At 49.9% G+C, this 14,200-nt stretch carries 10 protein-coding genes and 1 pseudogene; 10 read left to right on the forward strand and 1 reads right to left on the reverse strand.

Features of this window, described 5'->3' with window-relative positions; genetic code table 11:
• Positions 1–119: 119 nt before the first annotated feature.
• The 4 genes and pseudogenes from CMR00_12020 (at position 120) to CMR00_12035 (ending at position 2,088) form a co-directional block, all read left to right on the forward strand.
• Positions 120–685: pseudogene (locus CMR00_12020) on the forward strand (hypothetical protein).
• A gap of 80 nt (positions 686–765) precedes the next feature.
• Positions 766–1,176 (forward strand): hypothetical protein, encoded by a 411-nt coding sequence (locus tag CMR00_12025; protein ID PIO47124.1) that lies wholly within the window; start codon positions 766–768, stop codon positions 1,174–1,176.
• Between the two features lie 79 nt (positions 1,177–1,255).
• Positions 1,256–1,459 carry a hypothetical protein gene (locus tag CMR00_12030; GenBank protein PIO47125.1) on the forward strand — a complete coding sequence of 68 codons (204 nt, stop codon included), beginning with the start codon at positions 1,256–1,258 and terminating at the stop codon, positions 1,457–1,459.
• Entirely contained in the window at positions 1,441–2,088 is a 648-nt protein-coding gene (locus CMR00_12035) for a hypothetical protein (protein PIO47126.1), read from the forward strand. Before CMR00_12030 ends, CMR00_12035 begins: the two co-directional genes overlap by 19 nt.
• Positions 2,089–2,366: 278 nt before the next feature.
• Here CMR00_12035 and CMR00_12040 read toward each other — a convergent pair whose 3' ends face one another.
• A complete protein-coding gene (locus CMR00_12040; GenBank protein PIO47127.1) occupies positions 2,367–3,827 on the reverse strand; it encodes a hypothetical protein in 1,461 nt (486 codons plus the stop codon).
• A 385-nt stretch (positions 3,828–4,212) separates the two neighbouring features.
• On the opposite strand from CMR00_12040, the gene CMR00_12045 reads away from it, so the two are divergent.
• The 6 genes from CMR00_12045 to CMR00_12070 all read left to right on the forward strand — a co-directional run bounded on the left by CMR00_12045 (position 4,213) and on the right by CMR00_12070 (position 14,192).
• The gene (locus tag CMR00_12045) at positions 4,213–5,862 is read left to right on the forward strand and encodes a hypothetical protein (GenBank protein ID PIO47128.1); all 1,650 of its coding nucleotides are present in this window, start codon (positions 4,213–4,215) and stop codon (positions 5,860–5,862) included.
• Positions 5,863–5,880: 18 nt separating this feature from the next.
• Positions 5,881–10,167, forward strand: coding sequence for a hypothetical protein (locus tag CMR00_12050; protein ID PIO47129.1), 4,287 nt, complete (start codon positions 5,881–5,883; stop codon positions 10,165–10,167).
• A complete protein-coding gene (locus tag CMR00_12055; GenBank protein PIO47130.1) occupies positions 10,091–11,668 on the forward strand; it encodes a hypothetical protein in 1,578 nt (525 codons plus the stop codon). The genes CMR00_12050 and CMR00_12055 overlap by 77 nt, the downstream gene beginning before the upstream one ends.
• A 34-nt stretch (positions 11,669–11,702) precedes the next feature.
• Entirely contained in the window at positions 11,703–12,980 is a 1,278-nt protein-coding gene (locus CMR00_12060) for a hypothetical protein (protein PIO47131.1), read from the forward strand.
• Entirely contained in the window at positions 12,883–13,716 is an 834-nt protein-coding gene (locus CMR00_12065; GenBank protein PIO47132.1) for a hypothetical protein, read from the forward strand. Before CMR00_12060 ends, CMR00_12065 begins: the two co-directional genes overlap by 98 nt.
• Before the next feature lie 224 nt (positions 13,717–13,940).
• Positions 13,941–14,192 carry a hypothetical protein gene (locus CMR00_12070; GenBank protein PIO47133.1) on the forward strand — a complete coding sequence of 84 codons (252 nt, stop codon included), beginning with the start codon at positions 13,941–13,943 and terminating at the stop codon, positions 14,190–14,192.
• The last annotated feature ends 8 nt before the right edge of the window (positions 14,193–14,200 follow it).

A 14,200-nucleotide genomic window follows, 5' to 3' on the forward strand; every position in this document is an offset into this window, starting at 1 on the left:
TTTCAGGTACTGCAACTGGGCGTTGAAGGTCTGAAAAAATCCTAAAATTTTTTACCCGTTTGATAAACATCGTTTATAATCATAACAGGTATCAAAAGTACCTATCAAAGGGAGGGCGTATGAAACTGCTCATTTTTGGCGCAACAGGCGGTACGGGACAAGAACTCGTTAAGCAAGCACTGGCACAAGGACACGACGTTGTGGCGTTTGTGCGCACCCGCGCTAAACTCACGCTTCAGCACCCGAAGCTACGCACAGCACAAGGTGATATGCTCAATGCCGCTGCGATTGAAAAAGTCATGGAAGAGCAAGAGGTTGTACTGTCTGCACTTGGCGGCAAGACCACGAAGCCGAATACAACCATGTCGGATGCACCAAGAACATCATTGACGCCATGAAAAAATTCGGCGTGAAGCGGTTCATCTGTGAAACCGCGTGGGGAAAAAATCCTTATGCCGATAAAGACGTCCAAGAGCGTTACATCAGAGAAAGCGACCTTGAGTGGATGATTGTGCGTCCGACAGGACTGACCAACGGCGCAAGCACGGGTCAGTATCATGTGGTCACCGACTACAGTTCAGCCAATATCAAAGGGACGATTTCGCGCGCCGATGTTGCAGCGTTTATGCTCAAACAACTTTCGGACAACACCTATCTGCGAAAAACCGTCGGCATTTCCTATTGAACTTTTTAGCACCAAATCAAGAAGCTATGAGCCGAGCTATTTCAACAGTTTTGCAGTATTAAACCTCAACATATATCATCATGGACACGTTTTTTAAGACTCGCTTTGCATGCGCGATATTTTTTGTGATACTCTTCGGAGCTGTTGCAACACCGCTTCATGCACAAACCTCGGACACAACTGCGACCGCACCGCCCGACTCGACGGTTGTCGCTTCTCAAACAGGTATCATTGAGGGTGAAGTTATTGACAAAATCACCAAGCAAGAAGTTATCGGCGCGCGAATAGAACTTATCGGTACAACCATCGGTGCATTGAGCGACCTAACAGGAAAATTTCGACTAACAAACTTGCCGCCGAAAACTTACCAACTTAGCGTTACCGCGCCCGATTACAAGCCTCTCATCCGATCCGACGTTGCCGTCGGCACTGCGCAGAGCGTAATGCAATTCGGATTTTTACCTGTCGGCGGTGTTAAAGTGGAATTCTGAGGTTTTGCACTTGCTACATCCGTTGTCATGTTTTTCCAGCACTATGAAACCTAGTTTAACAAACAAAACTCAAAGAGACATGCAGCCCTTCAAGCAAGATCATGCTACGGCTTCTACACAAACAGACAAATTCCCTTGGCTCTTCATTGCAATTGCGTTCGGCATTTCATGGACATGCTGGTTCTTTGTCGCACTCACTGGACGAAATATCTTCACTGACCTCGAAGTTGGCATTGTGGCAGTGCTGGGAGCTTCGGGCCCGCAATTGCCGGCATCATCATAGTCTATCGTACCGACGATCAGGACTTCATTCGAGATTATTGGCGGCGCATATTTGACCTCAAGCGGATTCGTACAATCTGGTTCTTACCCATCCTGCTTTTGTATCCTGTCACGGTGCTGCTCACTTTTCTGATTACTGGTATCGCGCTCGATGCCTCTCCACTCTTTGAAATACTACGCAACCTGGGCTTATTAGTAACTACACTTATCTTTGTGTTTATCTTTGGTCCCTTTTCGGAAGAACTGGGCTGGCGTGATTACGCTTTGGACTGGTTACAGGCGCGTTACTCGGCGTTTGTGTCTAGCGTGATTTTAGGCATCATCTGGTGGGCATGGCATCTGCCACTGCTGGCGGGGCCAGGATCGTTTTTGCATCAGAATGGCACCGATCCTGTGTTTCTGGGCAGCTACCTGTATGTGGTTGTCATCTATTCGGTGCTGTTCACTTGGGTCTATGACAACAACGCCCGCAGCGTCCTAGCGATTATTCTGCTGCACTTCTCCATCAACCTCACTAGCCGCATCTTTGTTATGCCTCCTGACATTTTCACTTACAACAGTTTTATCCTGCTTGGGGTTCTCGTGTTTGTGGTGTGGCGCTATGGCGCGAAGCATCTCGTACGCCATTAAGGGGGCTTTCGTTATGGCGTGCATTATTGCTCAGCACCTGCATCTTTTGACTCATACAGCAGTGCGATGCTCCCGACGCTCAGACCTTTTTTATTTTCACAACGCACCTTAGCGCAGTGCCCTTTGCCTGATACTTTTTGTGCCTTCAGTTACAGCTCGACGACCACTCTGGGGTTGTTTGAAGTGCCTGTATTCTCTTTGCTGTGCTGTTCTGGCTCAACGACTACGCGTTATCTTTTACAGCTAAAATCTATGACTCTAAAAACGATGCTTCTTGCTCAGTTAGAAGTAAGTTTTCTGAGTTCGCGTCTAAGCCAGATGACAGGTTGTGTATCTTTGGGCAAGAGATTGTTATCAATCATTGTGTCAAACTCTTTGTGAAGTGGTGCAAACAATGCGGGTTGTTTAGGAGAAGTGGCGCGGTAGATAGTATTAAGAAAGCGATTATAAAAACTTACCAGCCGTACATCGTAAATCGTATCAGGATTTGTTTTATGGCGGCGTAGGTATTTTGCAAAACTCATGGTTTCACGTAAGGCGGCCTCATAATCTTTGGCTAGGTAGTAAATTGCTATTTGCGCGTAGCGGTAGTAGCGTCGCAAAAAGTCAGAGTTATTGGCATCAACTTTTGGAATGCAGCGTTGAGCCTCAGCAGAGCGTCCCAGAAAAATCAAAGAAAAAACATGCATCACTTCAGCACGCAGAAGCGTTGTCTCTGTTTCAGCTAATCCAGACCAGTGGATTTTTAGCAATTCCAGCGCAGCTTCGTAGTGCTCCAATTTCATCTCTACGCTGATAAGGTTCAAAATAAGCGAAGTGTCAATTGACAGTGCGTGTTGCTCGCAAAAAGCAACTGCTTGAGCGTAGTAATCACGTGCAGCGGCGTAGTCCATCTTGAGCATATAGGTAAGTCCTACATTGGTGATAATCGCCATCTTTTCGTAGAGAACGGCAGGCGTATCGTTTTCGACTTGCATTATGGTTTCTAAGGCGCGTTTGGCTGCATTGACTTGAATGCTGTTCAACTGACGGAATGCTTGCGCTTTTGCTAGGAAGTATTGCGTAAGCGCATTTTCGGGCGATGCGATGTGCTCAAGAGATATCGGTGCAAGCTCGTCGGCAGTGATGCCATAGTGCTGCATGTAGTGTAACGTGACAGCATCGATGGATTTAAGTCTAGCATAATGCGTAGCAAGCGCGTGCTCTAATGTGCGCACACTTTGCCCCAATACGGCACGGGTGGTTTGCAAAGTCTCTACGCTCTGCACGCTTGTTTGGCTTAGATACTTCAGGTAGAGTCGCTCAATTGCAAAGGCAATATCGAACTCGCAGGCGCTTAGAGCCGTTTTGAGGCTTTTTTCGTAGCGCGATTTGAACTCCTTCCATAAGCGCCGCTCAAGCAGCGACTCCAAAAGGCATAATTCTCGACGATAACGATTTTGCTCAAACTCTTTTTGATGCGCCTTGCGCGCCAGAAACTGTTCAATTTTATCGGCTAATGCGTGGCATTCACTCCGAAAGAGATAATCTTCTTTCTGAGAATACGCCCGACCGTAAAGCCGCTTGAAAGCAAGGGCTTTGGAGCAGTAAAGCGTCTTGCTCTCTCTTTCAAATTCTGTGAGCATCTCATACAGCGTAAGCAACATTGCAGAACGCGACTGACGTAATTCTGAAGCCAGTTGTTTGCGCTCCTCGACTGAGAGTGCCTTAAACAGTTTTTCGACATAAAGCAACGCCATAACGAAAATCTCTCACGGTTAAATACTCTCACAATTTCTTAAAATGTCCGCCTCTTTTGCAACCGTGCCAAGTTAGTTTTGAGTGTGCAAAGATATGTGGATTTGCAACTGGGTTTGCCACACTGTCTTTGTTGGTGTACTCTCTGCTGCCAGCCTGCAATGAACGTGGGTTCCTGTAACCAACTATTGTGCGCGGTTGTGCATGCCCAACCAAATTCAAGCACCTCAGTTCAAAGAACTGCGAACTGCGCTTAACTATGTGCCAATCTTTCACAGTTACAACGGAGACTTTTTGGAGACTATCGCATATCATCTTTGTTGCATTCAACTTCACACATGTTCTGTCTCACTTTGAACGTGCTTTGGAATTGAAAGAGGAGTAACTATGAACCACGCCAACAGCTTAAGATCAACCATCGCTGCAGCGCTCATGCTGCACACGCTGCTTTATACACTAAACAGTGTCGCACAACCTGCAAGCGACCCACAGCCCATTCGCCTAAGTGGCACGCTCAACCTGAGTGCTGAAGGCTACGGTATCAGCGGCGCCAACCCGCGCTACCCCAGCAGCATCGCACGCGCCATTCTGCAAGCCAACGTTACACTCTTCGATCAAATTCAACTGCCGTTCCAACTTTTTCTTTCCACACAGCAACTTGCACTGCAACAGCCATTTAACCAGTTTGGGGTCAGTCCAAAATTCTTTGACGGCAAATTGACGCTGCACGCTGGCTACTTTGCCCTGCAGCTCTCCGAACTCACTTTCGGCGATGCGCGCATCTTGGGCGGGGGCATCGAGACAGACCTCGGCACGTTTCGCGTCTCTGCGCTCTACGGCGAAACCCGAACCGCTCTGCAAGCCGATACCACGCAAAATTTCTTTGGTCAATACCAACGCCGCGCCTTCGCAGCTAAAATTGGTGCAGGACAACTTAACGCCTTTCACATCGCGCTTAATATCATGTATGCCGTCGATGACTCTAACTCCATTCGCGCGCTTACAACTACGCTGCCACCATCAGAAAATCTGGCTGCCTCACTTGCCTTTGGCTTTCCGATTACCGACCGCATTGATGTCAGTGGCGAAATTGGCGCGTCGCTTTTCAGCAACGACATTCGCTCACCAAAGATCGATGACTTTAACTTGCCCATTTTCACCACGCGCTTTTCTACACAACTCGATGGCGCTGCCACCGTCAGCATCAACACCAGACCGATAGATGACCTCACCATCGGTCTCAACGGGCGCTGGATTGGTCCAGGCTATGTCTCGCTCGGCTATGTGCAACTTCAAAATGACCTCTTTGACCTTACGCTCTCGCCCAGCATGCGGCTGTTTTCAGGCAATTTGCTCTTGCGTGGCAGTTTCGGCATGCGCAAGAGCAACCTGCGCAGCAACCGTCTTGCGAACTCTTCGCGCACCATTGCCAACTTTTCGGCAACGGCACAGATTTCGCCTAGCATCGGATTGGACGCACAATACTCGAACTACGGCATCCGCACCGCACCGCGCAACGACACCTTGCGCATTGAAAATGTCGCACAGTCGCTGGTGCTTTCGCCACGGTTTCAATTCACGCTCTTTGAGGCGCCTGCAAACCTCTTTGTTAGTTACAGCCTGCAAGATGTGAACGACCAAAGCATTCTGGGCGGAGCAATCAATCGCAATACCACGCACACGCTCTTAGCATCGTGGTCGCAGTCGTTTCAATCGCCGCTAACCTTAGCAACGACCCTGCTCTACAACAACGCTAGCGTGGGTGGCACAAACATTTCCATTCTCTCGCTCACGGAAACTGCAGGATACAGTTTTCTTGAAGATAGACTCTCGATGTCGCTCACAGGCGGGATCAATATCGTCAATTCAAGCGGGAGCGATACACAACTGACGGGGAACTTGTCGGCATCATACAGCTTTGGTGCTTACGGCACACTAAGCCTCAATCTTTCGGCAAACGCTTACAACTCAACGACGACCGCACCAACCTTCCGCGAGTTTCAAGGGATTTTACAATACACCATCGGATTACAGTAACGTCAATCGTCTTGCTTCATGAAAAAACTTCTCCGACTTTCTGCTGCGCTGCACCTTTTGATGCTCTGCTTGCTCTCGCAACAAGCGATGGCACAGATTAGCGCGACGCTCAACATCCGAACCCCAGCGCCGCCACAACTGTCGACTTGGATAAACGACCGCACCGTCGTGCAACTCATTGTAATCAATCGTGGCACAGCTGCGCTTCCCAACTGCCGCGCATCGTTCTTCATTCGCAATATCGAAACCGGCAACGTGATTGCTCGAAGCAACGACAACTCTGGCGCCGTACCAACTTTTACCATTCCGGCAGGCATCTCGACGACGAGCTTCTTCGGGCGTGACCTCGTCTCTGAACAAGCCATCACGTATGACCAAAACCTTATCTCGACGGCAGTAACGACAAATAGCATTCCTGAGGGCAATTACGAATTTTGTGTACGCATTTTGAATGCTGCAGGACAAGCCATTGCGGAAGTGCCCTGCCGCACATTTACGGTCTTGATTCCTGACCCGCCAAGCATTGTCTCACCTGTCGATAACGCCGAACTGCTTGCGACTGCGCCACCGACCTTTGTGTGGACGCCCGTGCAATTTGTCAGCAATGTGCGCTACAACTTGCGCATCGCACCGCTCTTTGCAGGTCAGAATCGTCGGCAGGCAATTGAGAGCAATCCGGCGCTCGTCAATCAGACAGGGATTGTTGGAACATCATTTTTTTACAGCCCCTCGCTGCCGAGTTTTAACTTGTATGCGCAAGCGGTTGGTTGGGTATGGCAAGTGCAAGTTGTCAATGCCAGTGGCATACCTGTAACGCGCAACGAAGGCAGAAGCGAAATCGGCGTGTTCAGGTTTAAGCCACCCGTGGCGCAAAATCAGCCACGACCGCCTACACCTGTGACGCCTACGCCGCCACAGTGGCTGCCGTTTCAACCGACACTGCAGCCGCCCGTGGTACAAAATACCGTGCTGAGAGGCAAAATCGTTTATAGCTACTTCGGCTCGCCAAATGTCGCACCGACTGGAGAGCGACCGCTCAAACACACGCCTCTGCGGCTCTCACTTTACCGTTACGCTAAAAACTTCTCTGGACCCAACACCGACCTCAATGCGGGTGAGTACTTTGAAAAATGGAATCAAGTCGGCAGAGACGACCGACCAACTTATCTCAAAACCTTAGCAACGACGACCACTGATGCCAACGGCAATTACACATTTTCTTTTGTGCAAACCGACAGTACGGGATATCGAGGCAAGAAAACCTTACAAGGCCTCAACTACGGTTCGTTTACTTACGACGAATATATCACGATGCGCGTGGAAGTCGAGAACCCTTACTTTACCAGTCCCGACAATAACCTGATGATTCAGCCGAAACAAATCATTGACCTGAGCGGCAGTCAGGCGGGCACGCTGGTTGCCAAAGTCCGCACATTTGACCTTACGCTGACCGTCCAAGCACGCAACGTGCAAGAAGACCAAGGCGCGGCATTTCAAGGACAAACAATTCCGGGCGCCAAGGTCTATGTCTTACGCGAGACAGTGCCGACACACTTGCCCCAAGAAGGCAATGCGGCAGGCGCACCCAATCTTGGCTTAGTGCTGTTAGGCAAACAAGCTGGCTCGCAAACGATGGCAGACAATGCCGAGAAATTTCTTTACAACCTGAAAGTGGTTTCCATCGGTGAAACCGATGCGCAAGGGAAAGTTACTTTCAAACTCATTCGCAATCTCAACCCCAATGACAACTATATCATTTGGGCCACACTCGATTCCACAAGCGCATTGAACTATCGATTTTTGGCGCAGAAATTTACCTCGCGCGGCAAGTGGTCGCCCAGCGGCAATTTTGTCGCTACCACGCCAGAAGACAAAGACGCCAAGTGGAACAACAACTATCCGAACTACTCGGACTGCCAGCGCGACATGACACTCTTTGCTGTGCCCTCGCAGCCCAGCGTGAGCGGCGCCGTGTATTTCTCGCAGAATATGAATCAGCCTGTCGAAAACGCAAACGTGGAACTGCAATACTTGGCACTGTTTCTGCCTGTAACGGAAAAGACACAACTCACTGGTGGCAGGGGTGACTTCAACTTTTGGAGCCTGCCTACCACGAAAGGCGAGTTTGGCGCCGGTCAGCCTTATGCGCTTATTCGCAGGGTGCGTATCACAAAGCCGGGCTATAAGGAAAAAATTGTTCCGGTCAATAATGGAGAATCCTTGAAACGCGGTCAGCGCACATGGCTGGGCAAAATTCTGCTGGAGCCCAAAGCCACGGTGAACGGCTCGGTCATCGATGCCGAAACAGGTCAAGGCGTTTCGGCAACCGTTACATTTCAAGATGGTGTAGCGGTGCAGACATCGCGTATTATGAGCGGCAGTGTGTCGTCAAATGTCGGAAGCGGCGTGTCACTCTCGCCGGGCGGTGGATTTATCGGTGTTGGCGGCGCGGGCATCGGTGGCACTCCGAGCGGCATGGGCAGCAATGTTAGCGTCTCTGAACTTTTCTCTGCCAAAGCGCCCATAGGTAACAACATTCGTGTGATTGTAAAACCTAACCACCAAAATTACTTCTCGCCAGAGACACTCTTTGTGAACATTCCCTCAAACACCGTCACGCTTGAGCCATTCAAGGTCTATCAAAAGAAGCGACGCATGCAAATCCGAGTGCTTGAAGAAGTTTCAGCCGGCTATCTGCAAAATTTACAAGCTAATAAGCCCATTCCAGCAGTGAAGGTAACAATCACGAACTTGCCGAATCAACCTTCCGTCATCACGGATGCGCAAGGTATCGCTCGCTTTGAGCCATTTTTTAACACAAGCAATACCTACACGATTCGCCTCGAGACGACCAACGACCCCAGATTTCAGATGTCAGATTTTCTCACAAAAGAAGTAACCTACAACGGCGTCTTTGTGGAGTCGAAGAGCTACATTGGTCGAACTGTATTTCTGCCGCGCGCAGGTCGTATCAGTGGAAAGGTCTTGGTCGGCAGAGCCCGACCTATCGCAGGTGCACGTGTGCGTCTGGTTTCAAGCGGCTCAGGCTTGCCGATAGAGACCTTCACTGATGCGCAGGGCAACTACACGCTAAAAAAAGTCCCTCTCGGTCAAGGGCTCAAATTTCGCGCCTCAAAGTCGCAGAGCCAAACCGTTGGCACAGATACGACACTCAATGTTACTGGCACACACACAGCAATCAATTTCGTGCTGCGCGAATACAATGATATGGATATTACCAGGCTCTGGGGCTTCCCAATCGAGGTCAATGACCTACGCGAGCAAGGCGGTCAAGTCTTCATTGATGGTTCATTTGTTACGATTCCTGCCAATTCGCAATTCAAACTCATGGATAACGACAGCGCCCTTGCGTTTGCCAACGTGCCAATTGAGCCTGTTGCGGGCAGCGATAATGGCAAAGGGATTCCGTTTGTGCGCCCGAAGAACGCTCAAATTATCATCACCGATAAAAATCTGTTTCGTGATGTACGCGTCTATGACCAATTTCTGGCGAAAGTCTTTGACCCTAGCGGCTTGAAGGTTGTGCCGTTGGAAAATAATACCAGCGTGGGCGCAGTGAGAGGGCGCGTGTATGTGCGTCGTTCATCGTTCAGTTTCTCAACAAGCAACCTTGAATTTAGCGGCAGCGCAACGAGCGACACCGCATTTTACTTGCTTCGCCCCGATAAGTCCGGCGCCGAGCGTCTCGTGATTCCCACCCTGACAGCACATGCACAGTCCGCTGTGAATGCACCACAAGGCTTCCAAATCGGCAATGCGACCGGCGGCAACCTCAAGTTCAAACTCTACGGTTTTGAGTCCGAAGCGGAAAACGCAAGTTCATTCCTCCTCCACGCAAGCGCAAACCTAAAAACACGCGTGCATACAGCATTCACTAACGTGTCGCCGACGGATATGAATCTGGACCTCGGTACAGTAGAGGTGACACCCAGCGGCGTGCTGCCGATTTCAGGCACCACGAAAATTGCCATTCCGCTCGGCACAAAGTGGACGCTGGAAAGCAGCGAGTGGTCACTTAGCACGCAAAGCGGCTTTACCTTAAAGACAGGTGCAATCAAAACAGGCGGTGTGGATATTGGCTTTACAGGCATCAAAATTGAGCCCACGCGATTGGAAACTGCAGGCAGCGCAACCTACAACTTCTCAAATCTCCCTGTTGCAGGCGGTATTGCCACAATGAAAACCCTACAAGGCAGTGCCGCGCAGCTTGGATACGACCCGGGACAACAAAAAGTGGTCGTTCACAATTGGCAAAGGCACGAACCTGCATGCCGCATTCGTTGAAAGCTTGCCGAACTGCGCGCCCAGCGACCAACTGCTGTTTGACAATATCACACTCTTTAGCGATGGCACAAGTGGCTTTACGCTCAAAACCAATCATCCTGCACTCACGGTTTACACCGTGGCGACATTCAAACCCGCGCAAGCTAACTTCTACGAGAACTTGATTCAACTCTCAGGGCAAGTGGATTACAACATTCCACTGTTGCAGCCGATAACGACACTCCTGCGATTCGAGAAAAAAGGCGGTAGCACGGTTGCCAGCATTGCACCAACGGAGTTTGAGATTAAGCCCAACGCGGTAACAATGAAGTTCCCTAATGCAGAAGGCGCGCAGACGCTGGATGCTACAGGCTTCACCGCCAAAGGCAAAATTTATGAAACAGTAGCGGGCGGCAATAAGATGTTTGAGTTTCAACTCACGCTACGCAAAACCCCAGATGGCACAATTACCGCCACGCTCGACGACGGACAGACGTTTAATTTCTCCAACGGCAAATCGCAATTGAAAAACCTCTCAGGCGGCTTGAAGCCCATCTCACCCTCGGCGTGGGAACAGTTCAAGTTCGCTGGTGATGTCGAGAGCGATGACGGCATTTCAGGACGCTTGGCATTTGTGGTAACAGGCGACATTCAAACTGACATTGGTAATCAGAAGGTGGAGCTCAAGAATATTGATGCCCCATTTGGTCAATTAAGTCTGACCTACGACTTTGAGAAGCGCAGATTGCAGGGTGCTATTTCGCTCGATATCTCGACATCTGGATATGAACTTCTGGGCAGCGCCAATGTTCGCTTCGACCCGCAGGGATGGTTCTTTGCCGCAATAGCAAGAGTGCAATTGCAAAATCCCTCAATAGACTTTCAAATCGGTGCTGTGCTCGGCAAGTATCCCAACATCAAATCTCTTGATGAAATCACGTCCAAGTTCGCTGCCAACCAGTGGAAACCCGAAGTGCCCGATGTACTGCGTGAAATTCCCGCTGAGTATAACACCCTCAAAGGATTCTACTTCTTGGGCGAAGCCACGAACTTCATTGCGGGCATCTCGCTGCCTAATATCGACGTCGACTTGAAACCGGTTTTTTACTTCTACCTCAAAGGCTACTATGGTGTGGCGCTGTCGCTCGGCATGAACTTCGCAGGCAGTACGCAGATCGATGTGGGCGCTGCAGCGTTTGTCCGCGCTGAGGCTGGCGCAGGTACGGTTACAAGTACAAGTGGTATTCCAGTCTGCTTCGGCGGTTATGCAATGGGCAGTTTGACTGTGTATGCGAAGGGCAGCATCAACCCTACGACTAAATCGTGGAGTGCCATCGGTGGTGCAAATCTTAAAATAGGCGGTGGCTTTTATGTGGGAATTGGAATCTGCGACGCAAGTTGCGAATCCATAGACCTTTTTATCGTGGAAACGCCATGCATCAAGTTTGGAAAATCAGTGGAGTTCAATTTTGAATGCCAACTAAAACTCGGCTCTAACGGGTTCTCGATATCGGCTAACTAACATCACTCTTTCGGTAAAAGTTATGACTCGTTTCATGCTTCTTCTGCTTGGCTTGTCAACTGCGCTCAGTGCCTGGGCACAAACACCGACGCAGCGCTTTGCTATCGGCGGCGCGCAAGGCATCTATCTCGTCTTAGGCACAGCCAAAATCTCCAAAGCGCAACCCGTCGGCGGCATTGCCTTCTACCGCATTGAGCGCAAGAAAATGAACGAAAAAGAGTGGATGCGCCTTGCCGATGTGGAATCGCCTAATTCGCTCTCGGAACTGCAAACGCGCCTCGAGCAACTCAAGCGCACAAAGCCCGCTCTCTACGATGCAGAAGACATTCCGCTTGCTACCTATTGGACGCAAGTTGAAAAAAGTCCCGCGCGCGTAGATACCTTCATCTATGCTAATCCTCTGGCAGTGCGTTTAGCCATGGGCATGTTTTACCTTGATTCCACAGCTGAACGCCACACAGCATATCACTATCGTGTCTCTCGCTGCGATGCCAGCGGCAATACTAAAACACAAGTGATTTCCGCAAGTGTCTCTTATCCGCAGTCACTTGATATTGCACCAAAGTTCGCCAGCAAGTATGAACTTCAAAATCAAATCACGCTGCGCTTTGTGGCAAAGAGCCGTCAAGGGTTTGGTATCCGAGCCTTCCGACGCGAAGACGATGGTGCATTTGAACCGTTGAGTGTCCCTTACACCATCGCGCGTCTCTCCAGCGGACGCGATAGCCTTATCATCACGCTCATCGACTCGCTGGTTGCGCCATCTAAGTATTACCAGTACTTTATCGTGCCGCGCGATTACTACGGGAATATCGGCTCGCCCTCCGATACCACGCTTGCCACTACGTTTGATTTTCGCAACATCCCTTTGCCCGATAACCTGCGCGCACTGAACACGCCTGACGCTGTAGGCTTGCAACTCTCGTGGCGCATGGTTACAACGACCAACATCGTCAGCGTAGAAATTTATCGCAGTACTGATTCCGAAAAAGGCTTTGAGCGCATTGCCACTGTGCCACCTACGCAAACGACTTACCTCGATGAAGGTGCTGAAGCGATGCAACGCTACTTCTACCGCTTGGTCATGACAGGTCCTTTCGGCGAACGCTCTCAGCCCAGCGCCATCGGCTTCGGCATCTACGAAAGCCAACTGCAACCCATGCCGCCGCGCCTTGCTGCCGCAGAAGGCACAGCAAAAAGGCGTACGCCTCAAAGTGGAGACAAGCGATCCAAGCATCATCGGCTACCGCATCTATCGCAATGCGCGCTACGGCGATTCACTTCAACTTATCTCTGGACTTGTAACGCTTGAAAAAATCGCAGAAACCCTGTTCGTGGATTCAAGTCTGGGACTAAGCGGACGACAATCTTACGGCTACGCCGTGCGTTCCGAAAGCAAAAGCCATGTGCTGAGCGACTTCTCCGACACGCTTTATGCGCGCCCAGCGATTGCCCTTAGTTTGCCAACGCCCATAGGACTTTCCGCCACGCAGCCTAACGGCAAATTTCAAAAGACCGTTATGCTCTTCTGGCTTGATATGACATCTTACGATGAGGCAATCTCAGGCTATCGCATCTATCGCCGCAAAGTTTCGCAGAAAGAAACGCCTGACTTCACACCACTTTCTGATTCGTTGCTTTCCACAGAGCAAAATTATCTGACCGATACGACGCTCTCGGAGTTTGGCGTTTATGCATACGCGGTGCAAGCCTTTGGCAGGTTTGAATCCAAGAGCGCCATGAGTACACCTGTACAGGTAGAGTACAAGCAGTTACCGCTTGTGCCGCCTGCAGATGTGCACGCCGCTGCCACGACACAAGGCGTGAAAATCACATGGGGGGAGACAGTTCAAGAGCACCTATCAGGTTACAGGCTCTACCGATATGAGCGCGGCAAAACGCCGACAGTGCTGGCAACGCTGCCACCAGACCAGCAAGAGTTTCTGGACAAATCAGCGAAAAAAGGCGCCTTGTATTTTTACTTTATTACCAGCCTAGACAAAGAAGGCGAAAGCGCACCGAGCGAGGAAGTCGGATTGCGTCCGTAAGTTTCCACCAAAAGTACCCGCAGCATCCCCGCTGCAGCTGCAGTATTTCTGCTGCGCAAATGCACTTGACGACCACTCTCAGCTTTGTTGCATTGCAAAAGCGAAAATTCAGTGCGTCATTTGATAGTTTCTTCGTATAATTGAAGTGTTGTTTTTGCATGACCAGTTCATGCGTCAGTTGCAGATTGACAACACATCTCTGAGCTTGTTAATCTTGCATCATCATGTTAAAATACTCCATCATCATTCCCGTCTATAACAGACCTGATGAAATCAAAGACCTGCTCGAGAGCTTACTTACTCAGGATACCTCTCTGTTCGAAGTCATCGTCGTAGAAGATGGTTCCACGATTGATTGTAAAAGACATCGTCTCTCAATTTTTCAGACAAAACTCAGCATACAATATCATCAAAACCTAATGAAAGGACCTGGACTTACGCGCAATTATGGCGCAAATTCGCTAAAGGTAGAATAATTTAATCT

This window comes from [Chlorobium] sp. 445 (assembly GCA_002763895.1).
In the GTDB taxonomy this organism is placed as follows: domain Bacteria; phylum Bacteroidota; class Chlorobiia; order Chlorobiales; family Thermochlorobacteraceae; genus Thermochlorobacter.

Bases quoted from the DNA above. Each gene is read 5' to 3' on its own strand.
- CMR00_12045 (PIO47128.1), top strand. From the start codon at position 4,213: ATGAACCACGCCAACAGCTTAAGATCAACCATCGCTGCAGCGCTCATG.
- CMR00_12060 (PIO47131.1), top strand. From the start codon at position 11,703: ATGCTTCTTCTGCTTGGCTTGTCAACTGCGCTCAGTGCCTGGGCACAA.
- CMR00_12025 (PIO47124.1), top strand. From the start codon at position 766: ATGGACACGTTTTTTAAGACTCGCTTTGCATGCGCGATATTTTTTGTG.
- CMR00_12050 (PIO47129.1), top strand. From the start codon at position 5,881: ATGAAAAAACTTCTCCGACTTTCTGCTGCGCTGCACCTTTTGATGCTC.
- CMR00_12040 (PIO47127.1), bottom strand. From the start codon at position 3,827: ATGGCGTTGCTTTATGTCGAAAAACTGTTTAAGGCACTCTCAGTCGAG.
- CMR00_12070 (PIO47133.1), top strand. From the start codon at position 13,941: ATGTTAAAATACTCCATCATCATTCCCGTCTATAACAGACCTGATGAA.
- CMR00_12030 (PIO47125.1), top strand. From the start codon at position 1,256: ATGCAGCCCTTCAAGCAAGATCATGCTACGGCTTCTACACAAACAGAC.